Source organism: Actinomadura flavalba DSM 45200, from assembly GCF_000374305.1.
GTDB lineage: Bacteria > Actinomycetota > Actinomycetes > Streptosporangiales > Streptosporangiaceae > Spirillospora > Spirillospora flavalba.
Genome location: NZ_KB894098.1, coordinates 1 through 16833, shown reverse-complemented (window position 1 = coordinate 16833; position 16833 = coordinate 1). Strand labels below are relative to the sequence as shown.

Genomic DNA, 16833 nt, shown 5'->3' with positions numbered 1-16833 from the left:
AGACGCCCCCGTGACGCGTTTCTTCAAGACCCTTGGTGATCGGCTGCGTAGCGTGGACTCGAACACGCGATCGAAGGGGAACTCCGTGAAGGACATGCTCACCGCCGCCGACGCCATCGCCCGCATCGTCCGCGACGTCCCGGCCGGCGTCCTGGACGCCCCCACGCCCGCCGCCGAGTGGGACGTGCGCGCCACCCTCAACCACGTCGTCTTCTGGACCGCGCGCGGCGAGAGCGCCGCCCGCAAGGAGCAGCCGCCCGCCGAGCCGGGGGAGGACCACGACTTCACCGCCGACCCCGGCTACGCCGCCGCGTTCGCCGAGCAGGCCCACCGCACCGCCGCCGCCTGGCAGGAGCCCGCCGCCCGGGAGGGGAGCACCAGCCTCACCGGCAGCGCGCCCGGCCTGCCCGCCACCGTCATCGGCGGCATGATCCTCGGAGAGTGGGTCCTGCACGGCTGGGACCTCGCCGTCGCCGCCGGGCTCCCGCACGGCCTGGACGACGCCGTCGTCCGCGCCGCCTACGACAGCACCGCCGCGATCGCCGACATGGGCCGCCAGTACGGCGCGTTCGGCCCCGAGGTCGCGGTCCCGGCCGACGCACCGCCGCTCGACCGCCTCCTCGGCCTGTCCGGCCGCGACCCGCGCTGGACGCCCTGACCCGCGCCCGTCGCGGCGCGAACGGGGGGCGGCGCGCTCTACCCTGGGACGCATGGCATCCACGTCTTCGATCCGTGTCCGCTTCGCGCCGTCCCCGACGGGCATGTTCCACGTGGGCGGCGCCCGCTCCGCCCTGTTCAACTGGGTGATGGCCAAGCAGTCCGGCGGCACGCTCGTGCTGCGGATCGAGGACACCGACGCCTCCCGGAACAGCCCCGAGTGGACCGAGGGCATCATCCGCGCCCTCGACTGGCTCGGCATGGACGGCGGCGAGTACGAGGGCCCCTACTTCCAGTCCGCCAACGCCGACCGGCACGCCGAGGCCGCCCGCACGCTCCGCGACGACGGCCGCGCCTACTACTGCGACTGCACCCGCGACGACGTCACCGCCCGCACCGGCGACCAGCACAAGGGCTACGACGGCTTCTGCCGCGACCGCGGCCTGGAGGCCGGTCCCGGCCGCGCGCTGCGGTTCCGCACCCCCGACGACGGCCAGACCGTCGTCGTCGACCTGCTGCGCGGCAAGCCGGTGTTCGAGAACGCCGTCCTGGAGGACTTCGTCATCGCCCGCGCCGACGGCTCGGTGACGTTCCTGCTCGCCAACGCCGTCGACGACATCAGCCAGGGCATCACCCACGTCGTGCGCGGCGAGGAGCACCTGTCCAACGCGCCCAAGCAGCAACTGCTGTGGGAGGCGCTGGACGCCGCCCCGCCGGTGTGGGCGCACGTGCCCGTCATCGTCAACGAGAAGCGGCAGAAGCTGTCCAAGCGCCGCGACAAGGTCGCCCTGGAGGACTACCGCGCCGAGGGCTACCTGGCGGGCGCCATGCGCAACTACCTGATGCTGCTCGGCTGGGCCCCGTCCGACGACCGCGAGATCGTCCCGTGGGACGTCATCGTCGACGAGTTCCGCATCGAGGACGTCAACACCTCACCGGCGTTCTTCGACGTCAAGAAGCTCCGCGCGATCAACGGCGACTACCTGCGCGCCCTGACGCCCGCCGAGTTCGAGGCCGCGTGCGTCCCGTTCCTGGCCGACGCGCCGTTCGACGTCGACCCGGCCGTCTTCGCCGAGCTGGCGCCGCTCGCGCAGACCCGCGTCGCGGTCCTGTCGGAGATCGTGCCGATGGTCGACTTCGCGTTCCTGCCCGAGCCCGCGATCGACGAGGCGTCCTGGGCCAAGGCCATGAAGGAGCCCGCCGCCGCCCTCCTGGACGGCGCCCTGGCCGCCTACCGCGACGCCCCCTGGAAGACCGAGGAGCTGAAGACGCGGCTGGAGGCGGTCGGCGCCGAGCACGGCCTGAAGCTCGGCAAGACGCAGGCGCCCGTCCGCGTCGCCGTCACCGGCCGCACGGTCGGCCTGCCGCTGTTCGAGTCGCTGGAGATCCTCGGCCGCGAGCGCACGCTGGCGCGCATCCAGGCCGCCCGCGCCCGCCTCACCTGAACGTGATCGCCCCGGGGTAGTGGCCGGACGCGCACACGAAGCGCATCCGGCCCGGCCCCGGGACGCCCAGCGGCACCCGCGTGACGCCGTCGGCGGGCAGCCGGACGTCCAGCCCCCTTTCGGGCACGGTGAACACGCGCGTGTGACCGTGGGCGCCGCGCGTGCGCAGCTCCAGGACGGTCGGCAGCCCGGCGCGCGCGTCCAGCAGCGCGGGCCGGTATCCGCCGTCCAGTGCCCAGACCGTGACGATCTGCGTTCCATCGGGCTCGACCCGGACGAACCGGGCGGCGTCGGCGCGGGCCGTCCCGCCGCCCTCCGGCAGCCACCCGGCGAGCCGCAGCCCGGCGGCGGCCGTCCACGCCGCGACGACGAGCATCGCCACCACCGGCACGACGGCGAACCGGCCGCGCACCACCCGCCGCACCGCGACCCCGGCCACGGCGAACACCGGCACCGTCCCCAGCACGAACCCCGCCATCACCGCCGCGCCCCCGGCCGCCGACCCCGACGCGACCGCCAGCAGCTCCACCGACAACGTCACCCCGCACGGCACCACCACCGTCGCGGCGCCCCATGCCACCGCCCCCGGACGCCACGACGCGCGGGCCTCCGCCTGCCGAACCGAACCCACCCGTGGCACGCGCCTCCGGTGGCGCGCCGTTGTGTCCGGCTCTCGCTTCCCGTGGGCGTGCGGCGCGCAGGCGGCGTTCGCCGGGCGGCGCGCGGGACGCAGGCCGATCAGGTTCAGCGCCAGCGCGACCAAGGCCGCGGCGGCGGCGAGCATCAGCACGCCGCGCAGCCGGGGCCCCGGCTGGACGACGCCGCCGAGCGCGCCGAGGGCGGCGCCCAGCAGCGTGTGCACGGCGAGCTTGGACGCCAGGAACGCCGCGACCGGGCGCAGCGGATGCGGCGCGTCCCGGACGGCCCCGGCCAGCAGCCCGAGCTGCGCGGCCGCGCACGACGTCGCCCCGGCCAGCAGACCAGCACCCGCACCGGCGGCGAACAGCGCGACGGCGTCCATGCGGCCCCACCTCCGCACCGGGAACCTCCCCGCCACGCCACCGGACCAAGCGTGGCCAGACCGCCACGAACCGCTGTCCACGCTGACAGAGGAGGGCGCCAAGCACGCTGCCCGCGCTGGCGGGGAGGGTGCCGCAAGCGCAGTGGCCGCTGTCCGCACCCACTGGGGTTGCCGCAAGCACGCTGTCCGCACCCACTGGGGGTGCCCCAAGCGCGGTGGGCGCTGTCCGCGTTCACAGGGAGGGTGCGCAAGCAGGCTGGCCGCGCCCACTGGAGGATGCCGCAAGCACGCTGGCCGCTGTCCGCGCCCGTAGGGGAGGGCGTCGTAAGCACGCTGGCGGCTGTCCGCACGCACCGGGGGTGTCGCAAGCACGCTGGCCGCTGTCCGCGCTCACTGGGGAGCGTGCCGCAAGCACGCTGTCCGCGCCCACTGGGGAGGGTGCCGCACGCGTGGTGGGCGCTGTCCGCGCGAGTGGCCGCCGTCGGCCTCGCGCGGGCTTACGCCTCCGGCTCGGTCTCCGCCGTCTCGCTGGCGGCGGGCTCGGTGGTCGGGCCGAGGGTGCCGCGTAGTTCCTCGACGCGGCGGTGCAGCTCGGCGAAGTCGGGTTCGGCGGCGGGGGAGATGCGCTTGCCGACCACGTCCAACTGGTCCTCCACGGCCCGCAGCCGCTCCAGCGCCTCCGGCGGGCTCTCCCCGCCCGGCGGACGCGCCGCCAGCAATGCCGCCTGCTCCCGCAGCAGCGCCGTCTGCTCGCGCAGCAGCGCGGCCTGGTCGCGGAGCTGCTTGTTCTTGTTGTGCAGCTCCACGAACACGGACACCTTCGCGCGCAGCACCCACGGGTCGAACGGCTTGGCGATGAAGTCGACCGCGCCCGCCGCGTACCCCCGGAACGCGTAGTCGGGATCGCTGTTCACCGCCGTCAGGAAGATGATCGGGAGGTCGCGGGTCTTGCGGCGCCGCTTGATGTCGCGCGCCGTCTCGAACCCGTCCATGCCCGGCATGACGACGTCCAGCAGGATGACCGCGTACTCGTCGGTGAGCAGCGCCTTCAGCGCCTCCTCGCCCGACCGGGCGCGCACCAGATCCTGGTCGAGCGAGCTGAGGATCGCCTCCAGGGCGATGAGGTTCTCCTCCCGGTCGTCCACGAGCAGGATTCTGGCCTTGTCGTCCACGCGTTCCCTCTCCCCGCTACCCGTCGTCGTGCCCCGGCGTCACCTAAAGCCTTACCGCACCGTGGAGGGCTGGAGCCAGTGCCGCATGACGTCCAGCAGGTGATCGACGTCGACCGGCTTGGGGACATAGTCGGACGCACCGGACTCCAGGCTCTTCTCCCGGTCGCCCTTCATCACCTTCGCGGTGATCACGATGATGGGCAGGTCGGCGAACTGCGGCATCTCGCGGATCGCCGCCGTCGTCGCGTACCCGTCCAGGCCCGGCATCATCACGTCCATCAGCACCAGCGCCACGTCCGGATTGCGGTGCAGCACGTTGATGCCGGCCTGCCCGTCCTCGGCGTACAGGACCTCCATCCCGTAGCCCTCCAGCACGCTCGTCAGCGCGAAGACGTTCCGGACGTCGTCGTCGACGATCAGCACCTTGCGGCCCGACAGCACCGCGTCCAGGAAGTCCGACGGGGGTTCGCGCAGCGTCCCGGTCAGCGCGGGCCCGGCCGTGCCGTTCCCGCTCGCCACCGGCACCTCCGTGACGGCCGCGTCGTCGGGCGCGCCCTCGGCACGCTCCACCGGCGCGGCGGTCTCCTCCAGCGGCGCCACCGCGCGGCGGCGCCCGTCGGACTCGTGGTACTGCGCCGGGAGGTACAGCGTGAACACGCTGCCGCGCCCCGGCTCGCTCTCGGCGTGGATCTCGCCGCCGAGCAGCCGCGCGATGTTCCGGCTGATCGACAGCCCGAGCCCGGTGCCGCCGTAGCGGCGGCTCGTCGTGCCGTCCGCCTGCTGGAACGCCTCGAAGATCACCTGGATCTTGTCGGCGCTGACGCCGATCCCGGTGTCGATCACGCGCAGCGCGATCACGTCCGGGGTGTTCCACAGCGCCGGGAGCGCGAAGTCGGTGTCGCCCGCGCGCTCGATCCGCAGCTTCACCTCGCCCTCGCCGGTGAACTTCACCGCGTTGCCGAGCAGGTTGCGCAGCACCTGCTGGAGCCGCTGCTCGTCGGTGAGGATCGTGTCCGGGACGTCCGGCGCGACCTCCACCGAGAACTCCAGGTCCTTCTCCAGGGTCAGCGGACGGAAGTTCTGCTCGACGTACTCGACCAGCGACGGCACCGGCAGCCGCTGCGCGTGCACGTCCATCTTCCCGGCCTCGACCTTGGCCAGGTCGAGGATGTCGTTGATCAGCTCCAGCAGGTCGGTGCCCGAGGCGTGGATCGTCCGCGCGAACTCGACCTGCTTGTCGGTCAGGTTGCCGCCCGGGTTCTCCGACAGGAGCTTGGCCAGCACCAGCAGGCTGTTCAGCGGCGTGCGCAGCTCGTGCGACATGTTCGCCAGGAACTCCGACTTGTACCGCGAGGAGATCGCGAGCTGCTCGGCCCGCTCCTCCAGCGTCCGGCGGGCCTGCTCGATCTGGAAATTCTGGATCTCGATCGCGCGGTTCTGCTGCGCCAGCAGCGCCGCCTTCTCCTCCAGCTCGGTGTTGGAGTGCCGCAACTCGCCCTGCTGGCGCTGCAACTCGTCCGAACGCTCCTGCAACTCCTGCGCCAGCCGCTGGGACTCGGCCAGCAGCGCCTCGGTGCGGGTGTTGGCGCTGATCGCGTTCAGCGTGACGCCGATCGTCTCGATGAGCTGGTTGAAGAACGCCAGGTGCACGTCGGTGAACCGGCCGAACGACGCCAGCTCGATCGCGCCGAGCACGGAGTCCTCGAAGACGATCGGCAGCACGATGATGTTCACCGGCGCCGACTCGCCGAGCCCCGACCGGATCTTGACGTGGTCGGCGGGGGCGTCCGCGATGAGGATCGTCCGCCGCTCCTGCGCGGCCTGCCCGACCAGGCCCTCACCGAGCCCGAACGACACCGTCCCGGCGACGTCCCGCTTCACCCCGTACCCCGCGAGGAGCACCAGCTCGGTCTCCTCGCCTTCGTGCTCGGTCAGGTAGAACGCGCCGAACTGGGCGCTGGCCGTCGGCGTCAGCTCCCGCATGATGAGCTGCGCGACCTGCATCAGGTCGCGGTGGCCCTGCATCAGGCCGCCGATCCGCGCCAGGTTCGTCTTCAGCCAGTCCTGCTCCTCGTTGGCGCGCGTGCTCTCGCGCAGCGTCGCCACCATGAGGTTGACGTTGTCGGACAGCTCCGCGACCTCGCCGCGCGCCGCCACCTCGATCGTGCGGGTCAGGTCGCCGGTGGCGACCGCGCTGGCGACCTCGCCGATCGCGCGGACCTGCGTCGTCAGGTTGGACGCGAGCTGGTTGACGCTCTCGGTCAGCCGCTTCCACGTCCCCGACACGCCCTCGACCTCGGCCTGCCCGCCGAGCCGTCCCTCGCTGCCGACCTCGCGCGCCACGCGCGTGACCTCCGACGCGAACGACGACAGCGTGTCCACCATGGTGTTCAGCGTCGTCTTCAGCTCCAGGATCTCGCCCTGGGCGTCGACGTCGATGCGGCGCGTCAGGTCGCCGTGCGCGACGGCCGTCGCCACCTGCGCGATGTTGCGGACCTGGTACGTCAGGTTGGACGCCATCCGGTTGACGTTGTCGGTGAGGTCCTTCCACATGCCGCCCGCGCCCGGCACGATCGCCTGGCCGCCCAGCCGCCCTTCGGTGCCCACCTCGCGCGCGACGCGGCTGACCTCGTCGGCGAAGGCGGACAGGGTGTCGACCATCGTGTTGATGGTGTCCTTGAGCTGGAGGATCTCGCCCTGCGCGTCCACCGAGATCTTCTTGCCCAGGTCGCCCTGCGCGACGGCCGTGGTGACCTGCGCGATGCCGCGCACCTGCGTGGTCAGGTTGTTGGCCATCGAGTTCACGTTGTCGGTGAGGTCCTTCCAGACCCCGCTGACGCCGTGCACCCGCGCCTGGCCGCCGAGCCGTCCTTCGGTGCCGACCTCGCGGGCCACCCGGGTGACCTCGTCGGCGAAGGCGGACAGGGTGTCGACCATCGTGTTGATGGTGTCCTTGAGCTGGAGGATCTCGCCCTGCGCGTTGACCGTGATCTTCTTGCCCAGGTCGCCCTCGGCGACGGCCGTGGTGACCTGGGCGATGTTGCGGACCTGGTACGTCAGGTTCGACGCCATGCCGTTGACGTTGTTCGTCAGGTCCTTCCAGACGCCGCTCACGCCCGGCACCCGCGCCTGGCCGCCCAGCCGCCCCTCCGTGCCGACCTCGCGGGCGACGCGGGTGACCTCGTCGGCGAACGCCGACAGGGTGTCCACCATCTGGTTGATCGTGTTCTTGAGCTGGAGGATCTCGCCCTGCGCGTCCACCGTGATCTTCTTGCCGAGGTCGCCCTCGGCGACGGCCGTGGTGACCTGGGCGATGTTGCGGACCTGGTACGTCAGGTTGTTCGCCATCGCGTTGACGTTGTCGGTGAGGTCCTTCCAGACCCCGCTGACGCCCCGCACGTTCGCCTGCCCGCCGAGCTGCCCCTCGGTGCCGACCTCGCGCGCGACACGGGTGACCTCGTCGGCGAAACCCGAGAGCTGGTCGACCATCGTGTTGACGGTGAGCTTGAGTTCCTGGAGCTCACCCGTCGCCTCGACCGTCACCTTGCGGGTCAGGTCGCCGCGCGCCACCGACGTCGTCACCTCGGCGATGTCGCGGACCTGCGCCGTCAACCGGCTCGCCATCACGTTCACCGCGGCCGTAGCATCGCGCCAGCGGCCCGACATGCCCTTCGCCGACGCCATCCCGCCCAGCCGGCCCTCGGTGCCGACCTCCCGGGAGAACTGCGTCACCTCGGCGGTGAACCGGTCGAGCAGCTCGACCATGGCGTTCGCCGACCGCGCCATCCGCATCAGCTCGCCGCGCATCGGACGGCCGTGCGCCCGCAGCTCCATCCGCTGCGTCAGATCGCCCTTGGCGACCGCCTCCACCACCTGGTACATGCCGGTGGACAGCTCGGTCACCGTGTCGAGGATGGCGTTGGCGTCCTCGGCGGCCGTCGCCCACTGCCCCCGCAGCGAATCCGGCCGGACCCGGCCGTCGAGCTGGCCGTCCCGGCCGATCTCGCGGCGCACCCGGCCGAACTCGCCGGACAGGTGCTGGCCGTTCTCCCGGATCTCCGCGAGCAGCGCCGCCGCCTCGGCCACCGCGCCCTCGCCCGGAACCTCCACCGGGCGGCGCAGCTTGCCGTCGCGGACCGCCGTCAGAGCGCGCAGCAGCGGCGCCAGATCGGCGTCGCTGTACCGCGGCGTCGTGTCCCGGGACGGCGCGTCGCCCGCCGCACGGGCGCGCGCTCCGGATCCGGACGCGGTTCGGGGCATGTTCTCCAACCTCCTCGACCGCGAGATTTGTGCCCGCACCTTGCTGGGCACCCTCCTGTGGGCCGCACCAGTACTCTACGTCGCCACCTGGGCCGCAGCCCCGGCCCCGGCCCGCGCACCGGCCCCGGACGTCGTAATGCCTGTGTTACGGTCTGTCGTGTCGTGGCGGCATGATCGCTCAGACCGTCGCCGGGCCACCCTTCCCCCTCGCGGCGGCCCCGTACCGGGCCGCGCCGTTCCGGTGGCCGGGCGGTCGTCCCGTCTGCCACGATAGCCAGGAACGACGAAACGCCGCACGTGAGGAAACGACTGGTGGATGGGCAGACCGTGTCGGCCACCTTCCCCTCGGCGGCCTCCTCGGTGGCCGAGGCGCGCGGCTTCGTGCGCACCGCGCTGACCGACTGGGACATGCCCGGCGCCGTCGACGACGCCGTCCTGGCCACCAGCGAACTCGCCACCAACGCCGTCACCTACGCCGGAACCTCCTTCGAGGTGCTGCTGCGCCGCCTGTCCGGCGAGGTCCGCATCGAGGTCCGCGACCTGCACCCCACCCGCGGCCTGGACATGCCCGGCGTCACCGCCACCAGCGGCCGCGGGCTGCCCTCCATCGCGCGCCTCGCCTCCTCCTGGGGCGTCACCTACGACCGCCGCGCCAAGGGCGTCTGGTTCCTGCTCCCCGCCGAGGGCGACGGCACCGCCGCCGACGACGAGGCCGCGGCCCCCGCCCCCGCCGAGGCGAAGGCCGCCGAACCCGAACCCGTCCTGCCCGCCGCCGGCGGTGAACGCCTGCTCCGCTCACCGGCCGCCCGCGAGATCCTCGACGACGCCGCCGGCACCGTCCGCGAGGCCCTCGGCGCCGACGCCGCCGCCGTCCTGCTCGCCGAACGCGACGGCACCCTCGTCGTCGGCGCCTCCACCGGCCTGCCCGGCGACCTGCCCATCGGCGACCTGTCCGTCGTCAGCCTCGGCCCCGACGCGCGCGGCGGCGCCCCCTGGGTCGCCAACGACGGCATCGCCACCGCCGACCCCCTCGCCGCCGCCCTGCACGCCCGCTCGCTCACCGCCGCGCCGCTGGAGGCCCAGGGCCGCCTCACCGGCCTCCTCGTCGCCGCCGCCGGACGCCCCGGCCGCTTCACCGACGCCGACGCCGGACGTCTCGGCCGCCTCGCCGACGAACTCTCGCTCTCCCTGGAAAAGGTCAGGATCGGGGAGCTGGAACGGTCCTGGCGCGGCTGGCTCAGCTTCGTCGCCGAGGCCAGCGACCTGCTCGCCGGCACCCTCGACCAGGAACGCACCATGGCCCTCGTCGCGCAGCTCGTCGTGCCGCGCCTGGCCACCTGGTGCGCCGTCTACACCGCGGGCGACGGCGGCGACCCCCGCCCCGACTACGTCTGGCACGCCGACGAGAACCGCTCCGACGGCCTGCGCGACCTCCTCGACGCCGTCGGCTCCGTGCCCGACGCCGACAGCCCCGGCCCCTGGAACGGCCTCGCCGCCGCGCCCGCCGACGTCCGCGCCGCCGCCGGACGCACCGCCGACGACCAGGTCTACGCCTTCCCGCTCATCGCGCGCGGCCGCCGCATCGGCGCCATCGTCATCGGCCGCCCGCCCGGCGACCGCTTCCCCCGCAGCGCCGTCGAACTCGCCGAGGAACTCGGCCGCCGCGCCGCCCTCGCCATCGACAACGCGCGCCTGTACTCCGAGCAGACGTCCATGAGCAGCGCCCTCCAGCGCAGCCTGCTGCCGCCCGGCATCCCCGACATCCCCGGCCTGGAGGTCGCGGTCGTCTACGAACCGGCCGGCGAGGGCAGCGAGGTCGGCGGCGACTTCTACGACGTCTTCGCCACCGCCGCGCAGCCCACCACCGCCGCGCCCCGCTGGCGGTTCGCCATCGGCGACGTGTGCGGCACCGGCCCCCAGGCCGCCGCCGTCACCGGCCTCGCCCGGCACGCGCTGCGCATCCTCGCCGCCGAAGACCTCACCGTCCCCGACGTCCTGACCCGGCTCAACCGGCTCATCCTCGGCGAAGGCGAACGCGCCCGCCTGCTCACCCTGCTGCACGGCGAGATCACGCCCCGGCCCCGCCGCGACGGCGTCACGATCACCCTCAGCAGCGCCGGGCACCCGCCGCCGCTCGTCCTGGACAACGACGGCACCGTGCGCGAGGCCGCCGACCCCCAACCGCTCCTCGGCGTCTTCGACGGCGCCGAGTTCCACACCGACACCGTCGAACTGCGCAGCGGGCAGGTCCTGCTGTGCGTCACCGACGGCGTCACCGAACGCCGCTCCGGTGGCAGACTGCTCGGTGACGGACACGGTCTGGAGACCCTGCTGGCCGGCTGCACCGGTCTCAGCGCCGGTGCCGTGGCCGCCCGCATCCAGCGGGCCGTCCGCGACTTCGGACCCGAACCCTCGAACGACGACGTTGCTCTCATCGTTCTGCGGGCGTCATGATGAAGCTCAACAATCGGTAAGGTGAGGTGGCGTGGGGCTGGCCTTGCACACGACGAAACAGGACGGCCGCGCGACGATCGCCGCGCGCGGCTCCATCGACCTGCACTCCTCCGACGAGTTGCGGTCCCGGCTGACGGAGCTGGTCGACGCAGGAGAACGTGCCGTGGTCGTCGACCTCACCGCGGTCGACTTCTGCGACTCCTCCGGGCTCAACGTCCTGGTCCGCGCCTACAAGCACGCGCGCGCCCAGAACGCCACGCTGACGGTCACCGGCGCCTACGGACGGGTCGAGAACGTCCTGCGCACCACCGGGCTCGACCGTTTCCTCCTCGACGATGCGGGTAACGGAGCCGCAACGTGAACCTCCGCGCCGAGCGAGGCTGAGTGACCGATCCCATGACCGAGACCACCCTGCGGGCCGCGCCGCAGACGGAGGCGGTCGAGTACGCCCGCCGCCTCGCGGCCCGCACTATGCGCACCTGGGCGCTGATGGAACGCGAGGAGCTCGTGACGGCCATCGTCGCCGAGCTCGTCGCCAACGCCGTCCGGCACGCCGGCACCGCGCTCGAACTGCGGCTGCTGCGCGGCAACGGGCGCGTCCGCGTCGAAGTGCGCGACCGCGCCGCCCAGATGCCGCGCCTCACCGTCCCCGGCCCGCTCGACGAATCCCACCGCGGGCTCTTCATCGTCGACCGGTTCGCCTCCACCTGGGGCGCCGACCCCGTCACCGGCGGCAAGGTCGTCTGGGCCGAGGTCGCCCTCTGACACGTGCCGACCCCGGCCCCGCGCGCCGCGCGGGAACCGGGGCCGACCCGGCTCAGACGCTCTTGCGGTACAGCTCCGCCACCATGAACGCCAGATCCAGCGACTGACCGCGGTTCAGCCGCGGGTCGCACGCCGTCTCGTACCGCTGGTGCAGGTCGCTCTCCACGACCGGCTGCCCGCCGCCGACGCACTCGGTCACGTCGTCGCCGGTGAACTCGATGTGGATGCCGCCCGGATGCGTGCCCAGCGCCCGGTGCACCTCGAAGAAGCCCGCGACCTCGTCGAGCACGTCGTCCACGCGCCGCGTCTTGTGACCCGACGGCGCCTCGAACGTGTTGCCGTGCATCGGATCGCAGATCCACGCCACCGGCGCCCCGCTCTGGCTCACCTTCTCGATCAGCGGCGGCAGCGCGTCCCGGATCGTTCCCGCGCCCATCCGCGTCACGAACGTCAGCCGCCCCGGCTCGCCGTCGGGGTTGAGCCGGTCGATCAGCGCCAGCGCGTCGTCCGGCGACGTCTTCGGGCCGAGCTTCACGCCGATCGGGTTGCGGATGTGCCGCAGGAACTCCACGTGCGCGCCGTCGAGCTGCCGGGTGCGCTCACCGATCCACAGGAAGTGCGCCGACACGTCGTAGGGCAGGCCGCTCAGGCTGTCGATCCGCGTCAGAGCCCGCTCGTACTCCAGCAGCAGCGCCTCGTGGCTGGAGTAGAACTCCACCGAGTGGAACTCGTCGGGGCTGACGCCGCACGCCTTCATGAACGTCAGCGCGCGGTCGATCTCCCCGGCGAGCTGCTCGTACCGGCGTCCCGCCGGGCTCGCCGCCACGAAGTCGCGGTTCCACGCGTGCACCTGGCGCAGGTCGGCGTAGCCGCCCTTGGTGAACGCCCGGCACAGGTTCAGCGTGACCGCCGACGCGTGGTACGCCTGGAGCAGCCGGCGCGGGTCGTTGCGCCGCGCGTCGGCGGCGAACTCCAGCCCGTTGACGGCGTCGCCCCGGTACGCGGGCAGCTCCACGCCCGCCCGCACCTCCGACGGCTTGGAGCGCGGCTTGGCGTACTGCCCCGCCATCCGCCCGATCTTCACGACCGGGACGCTCGCCGCGTAGGTGAGCACCACCGCCATCTGGAGCAGGGTCTTCAGCTTGTTCTTCACGGCGTCGGCGTTGGACCCCGCGAACGTCTCCGCGCAGTCACCGCCCTGGAGGACGAAGGCCTCGCCGCGCGCCACGTCGGCGAGCCGGTCCTTGAGCTGGTCACATTCTCCGGCGAAGACGAGCGGCGGCAACTGCGCCAGCTCCCTCGTCACGGCCGCCACCTCGGCGGGGTCATCCCATGCGGGCTGCTGGAGAGCCGGGAGATCGCGCCAGGCGTCGAGCACCCCGGGAACGCTTGATGTACTCACAGAGTCCAATGGTATGGGAAAGAACCGATTGTGAAACGGGGCGACCGCGAAGTGAGACGGCCGGAACAACGACACCGCGCCGGGCCCGGAGGCGCGACGCGGTGTGCGGGGGAGTGTCAGGCGGCGCGGCTGCCGGCGCCCACCAGGGTGTCGTCGCGGGCCTGCTCGCCGAACGGGCGGCGTCCCGACAGGTCGGTCTCGACGGCGAGCTGACGCAGACGGCGCAGCGAACGGTCGGTGATCTGCCGGACGCGATTGTGGCTCAGGCCATAGCGGGCGCCGATCTGCGCGTACGACAGCGGCTGACCGCTCTCCATGCCGAACCGGGCCCGCACGATCGACGCCTCACGCTCGGGAAGGCGCTCCAGCAGGCGGCCCAGGCCCTCCAGATCGTCCAGCGCGAGAATCTCCGCCTCGGGCGTCACCGCGTCCGGGTCCTCCAGGAGGTCGCCCATCGGCGTCTCACCGGCGTCGTCCACGGTCGCGTCCAGGCTCGCGGGGTCGCGCCGCCAGCGCAGCAGCTCGTCCACGTGCTCCGGCTCGGCGCCCACGGCGTCGGCCAGCTCCTCGCGGTTGGGCTCACGGCCGAGATCACGGCTGAGCTGACGCTCCGCCCGCCGCAGCCGCGACAACTCCTCCTCGACGTGGACCGGAAGCCGGATCGTCCGGGCCGTGTGGCTGAGGCCCCGCCCGATCGCCTGCCGAATCCACCACGTCGCATAGGTCGAGAACTTGAAACCCCGTCGGTAGTCGAACTTCTCCACCGCGCGCATCAACCCCAGATTGCCCTCCTGGATGAGGTCGATCAGCGGCAGCGAGTCGGTGGGGTACTTGCGGGCGATCGAGACCACGAGCCGCAGGTTCGCCTCGACGAACCGCTGCTTGGCCCGCAGACCCGCCGCCACCAGGTCCTCCAGCTCGTCACCGGACGCCCCGGCGGGCACACGGCCCTCGTCGAGCAACTGTTCCGCGTACAGGCCCCCCTCGATCGCCTTCGCCAGATCGACCTCCTCCTGCGCGTCGAGCAGAGGGGTACGGCCGATCCGGTCGAGATACGCCCCGACCAGATCCTTGTCGGGGGCATCCACCCTGTCAGCCTTGGTACGGGTTGCAGCCATCCTGACCCTTCTCTGGTGCGATCTCCCTAAGAGGAGAACGGCGAATACCGCTGTGGGATTCCCAGTTCGGCGATACTGCGAAGCGAACACCCCACCCCACAGGGTTCTGATACCCAGGCAGAGGAGAAAGCGACATGGCGACCGTCACAGTCACCACCGGGACCTTCAACGCGCTGGCCGAGGGCGAGGGGATCGTCCTCATCGACTTCTGGGCCGCCTGGTGCGGGCCCTGCCGGCGGTTCGCGCCCGTCTACGAGACCGCGTCCGAGCGGCACGACGACATCGTGTTCGGCAAGGTCGACACCGAGGCCGAACCCGTCCTCGCCGAACGCTTCGGCATCGCGTCCATCCCGACCCTCATGGCCATCCGCGACGGCGTCATCGTCTACGCCGAGCCCGGCGCGCTGCCCGACGCGTCCCTGGAGAAGATCATCAAGGAGGTGCGGGCGCTCGACATGGACGACGTCCGCTCCCGCCTGTCCTGACCTCCGCGCGGCGTGGCCGATGATGGACGCATGCTGGCCGACGTCGTCGACGACCTCCGCTGCCCCGTCTGCACCGGCCCGCTCGCCCTGCGCGACCGGGACCTGCGCTGCGCCGCCGGGCACGCCTTCGACATCGCTCGCCAGGGATACGCGAACCTGCTCCCCGGATCGGCGCGGCCCGGCACCGCCGACACCCCCGGCATGGTCACGGCCCGCGCCGAGTTCCTGGGCGCCGGGCACTACGCCGCGCTGACCGACGCCCTCGCGGTCCGTCTCGCCGGGGCGCGGCGCGTTCTGGACGCGGGCGCCGGAACCGGCCACTACCTCGCCGCCGTGCTCTCCGGCGACGCCACCGGCATCGCCCTGGACGTGTCCAAGTACGCCGCGCGCCGCGCCGCCCGCGCCCACCCCCGCGCCGGGGCCGTCGTCGCCGACCTCTGGCGGCCGCTGCCCGTGCGCGACGCGTCCATGGACGCGGTGCTCAACGTGTTCGCCCCGCGCAACGCCGCCGAGTTCCGCCGCGTCCTGCGGCCGGACGGGGCGTTGCACACCGTCACGCCGGGGCCCGGCCACCTCGCCCCGCTCATCGCCGACCTCGGGTTGCTCTCCGTCGACGCGGACAAGACCGCCCGTACCGACGCCCGCCTCGCCGGCCACTTCACCCTCGACGCGCGCACCACGCTCCAGGCGGCGGCGCGGCTCACGCACGCCGAGATCGCGACCCTCGTCGGGATGGGCCCGAACGCCCACCACATCGACGCCGACGAACTACGGCGTCGCGTCGCGAAGCTGACCGACCCGTACGAGGTGCCGCTGGCGTTCGTCCTGTCGGTCCACCGGTAGCCGCGCGGCCAGTTCCAGCAGAACCTGCGGGACGTCGCCCGGCGCGGTGTACTCGTGGGCGTCCGGCACCGACACGACCTCGTACAGGAACGACGCCGCCACGCCCCGGACCGTGGCGGCGAGCAGTACCGACTGGAGGGCGCGGCCCGCGCGCAGCCAGGCCGCGGGGGAGTCTCCGGAGGTCGTCAGGACCGCTCGTCCGCCCGGACGCAGGTGCAGCGACGCTCCCTCCAGCCGCGCGACGTCCGCGAGCGAGGACGCGATGTGCCGGGGCGGGGGAGCGCTGCGTGAACCCCTGGCGGGGAACGGGCGCATCGTCGCCGAATACAGGAGCCGCTCCGTCCGGGTCGGCGGACGGCGGGGCGCGAGCCGGATCGACGCCAGCAGGACGGGGTGCTCCGGGTCGGGGACCAGGCGGACGACCGCCTCATGACTGAGCTGGGCCGCCGCCAGGCGCAGGTTGACGATCGCCGCTCCGCAGCTCAGGTGCAGGCTCCGGCCCGTGGGGTCGTCCATGGCGCGGAACCGCTCGGGATCGGCGTGGATCTCGATGTGCCCGTCCGCGAGACGCAGGCGCCAGGCGTGGACGTCATGGATCGTCGGTCCCATCGTTCCCGCGAGGACCAGGCGCTCCGCTGAGCCCCGGCCGACGGTCGCACCGGCCACCGGTACCTCCTCACCTCGACCCGCTCGATGCTCCGGCGGGCGGTCCACGGCGAGCGTCGCACCTGCGGTTTCGTCCGGCGACCGTCCGGTGTGACGCGATTGAGGCGAACCGTACCGCAATGTGAGCTGACGCACGTAGAGGGCGATTCGTGGTGATGGCCGCGTAGCGTCGGACGAGTGCCGCGTGGAAACCGGTCGAAGCACCGTCCACGCGGTGTTAGAGTTTTACCAACAGCCCGCGACGGGATGCAGGACACCGTGAGGTGGCCGGCCCGGAGGGCGAATCTCCTGCTACGTGTGATGGTCGGTTTCGGATCGGTTGTCGTGCTGTTGTGCGGGAGCTGGTCGAGGCTCTGTTGTCGAAGTTGGTCCGGTTGGATCGGTTTGACACGGGGGTGAGGCCGGGTAAGGTTGAAGGGTTGCCCCGGAGCGAGGCTCGCGTGAGCGGGTGGAGCGCGGTGGGTGTCCGTTTCTTGAGAACTCAACAGCGTGTTAAAAGCCAGTGCCTTTATAGCGGTCCGGATTGTTCCGGGCCGTACCCCCGA

General features: G+C 72.6%; 13 protein-coding genes. 7 read left to right on the top strand and 6 right to left on the bottom strand.

The genetic code is table 11. The annotated features are described in order from the left end of the window. The first annotated feature begins 94 nt into the window (after positions 1-94). The gene (locus tag C229_RS0120680) at positions 95-658 is read left to right on the top strand and encodes a TIGR03086 family metal-binding protein (protein ID WP_033424647.1); all 564 of its coding nucleotides are present in this window, start codon (positions 95-97) and stop codon (positions 656-658) included. A 52-nt stretch (positions 659-710) separates the two neighbouring features. Further along, the gene (gene gltX / locus C229_RS0120675) at positions 711-2102 is read left to right on the top strand and encodes a glutamate--tRNA ligase (protein ID WP_081639972.1); all 1392 of its coding nucleotides are present in this window, start codon (positions 711-713) and stop codon (positions 2100-2102) included. On the opposite strand, the gene C229_RS0120670 is transcribed toward gltX, so the two are convergent. The 3 genes from C229_RS0120670 to C229_RS0120660 form a co-directional block, all read right to left on the bottom strand. Beyond that, the gene (locus tag C229_RS0120670) at positions 2095-3123 is read right to left on the bottom strand and encodes an urease accessory protein UreH domain-containing protein (RefSeq protein WP_018657013.1); all 1029 of its coding nucleotides are present in this window, start codon (positions 3121-3123) and stop codon (positions 2095-2097) included. The two genes, gltX and C229_RS0120670, sit on opposite strands and share 8 nt — an antisense overlap. A gap of 497 nt (positions 3124-3620) precedes the next feature. Continuing rightward, entirely contained in the window at positions 3621-4295 is a 675-nt protein-coding gene (locus C229_RS0120665) for a response regulator (protein WP_018657012.1), read from the bottom strand. 51 nt (positions 4296-4346) lie between these two features. Further along, positions 4347-8555, bottom strand: a complete 4209-nt coding sequence (locus tag C229_RS0120660) for a HAMP domain-containing protein (protein WP_018657011.1) — start codon at positions 8553-8555, stop codon at positions 4347-4349. A 312-nt stretch (positions 8556-8867) separates the two neighbouring features. Here C229_RS0120660 and C229_RS0120655 point away from each other — a divergent pair, with 312 nt between their 5' ends. From C229_RS0120655 to C229_RS0120645, 3 genes are read left to right on the top strand one after another with little or no spacing between them, the layout of a single operon-like run. Beyond that, positions 8868-11009 carry a SpoIIE family protein phosphatase gene (locus C229_RS0120655; protein ID WP_018657010.1) on the top strand — a complete coding sequence of 714 codons (2142 nt, stop codon included), beginning with the start codon at positions 8868-8870 and terminating at the stop codon, positions 11007-11009. A 31-nt stretch (positions 11010-11040) separates the two neighbouring features. After that, positions 11041-11370, top strand: a complete 330-nt coding sequence (locus C229_RS0120650; protein WP_018657009.1) for an STAS domain-containing protein — start codon at positions 11041-11043, stop codon at positions 11368-11370. Between the two features lie 35 nt (positions 11371-11405). Then, positions 11406-11774 carry an ATP-binding protein gene (locus tag C229_RS0120645; RefSeq protein WP_033424646.1) on the top strand — a complete coding sequence of 123 codons (369 nt, stop codon included), beginning with the start codon at positions 11406-11408 and terminating at the stop codon, positions 11772-11774. 52 nt (positions 11775-11826) lie between these two features. Here the strand turns inward: C229_RS0120645 and C229_RS0120640 are convergent, their stop codons facing one another. Both C229_RS0120640 and C229_RS31295 read right to left on the bottom strand, forming a co-directional pair. Continuing rightward, the gene (locus C229_RS0120640) at positions 11827-13152 is read right to left on the bottom strand and encodes a class II 3-deoxy-7-phosphoheptulonate synthase (RefSeq protein WP_033424631.1); all 1326 of its coding nucleotides are present in this window, start codon (positions 13150-13152) and stop codon (positions 11827-11829) included. 140 nt (positions 13153-13292) lie between these two features. Next, on the bottom strand, positions 13293-14264 hold the full coding sequence (locus C229_RS31295; protein ID WP_018657006.1) for a sigma-70 family RNA polymerase sigma factor: 972 nt from the start codon (positions 14262-14264) through the stop codon (positions 13293-13295). 164 nt (positions 14265-14428) lie between these two features. Between C229_RS31295 and C229_RS0120630 the strand changes: the two genes are divergently transcribed. Together C229_RS0120630 and C229_RS0120625 are read left to right on the top strand one after the other, a co-directional pair. After that, positions 14429-14779, top strand: coding sequence for a thioredoxin family protein (locus tag C229_RS0120630; protein WP_018657005.1), 351 nt, complete (start codon positions 14429-14431; stop codon positions 14777-14779). A gap of 30 nt (positions 14780-14809) precedes the next feature. Beyond that, entirely contained in the window at positions 14810-15622 is an 813-nt protein-coding gene (locus C229_RS0120625; RefSeq protein WP_018657004.1) for a putative RNA methyltransferase, read from the top strand. Here C229_RS0120625 and C229_RS0120620 read toward each other — a convergent pair. Beyond that, positions 15548-16288 (bottom strand): nitroreductase family protein, encoded by a 741-nt coding sequence (locus C229_RS0120620; RefSeq protein ID WP_018657003.1) that lies wholly within the window; start codon positions 16286-16288, stop codon positions 15548-15550. The genes C229_RS0120625 and C229_RS0120620 overlap by 75 nt on opposite strands. Positions 16289-16833 lie beyond the last annotated feature (545 nt).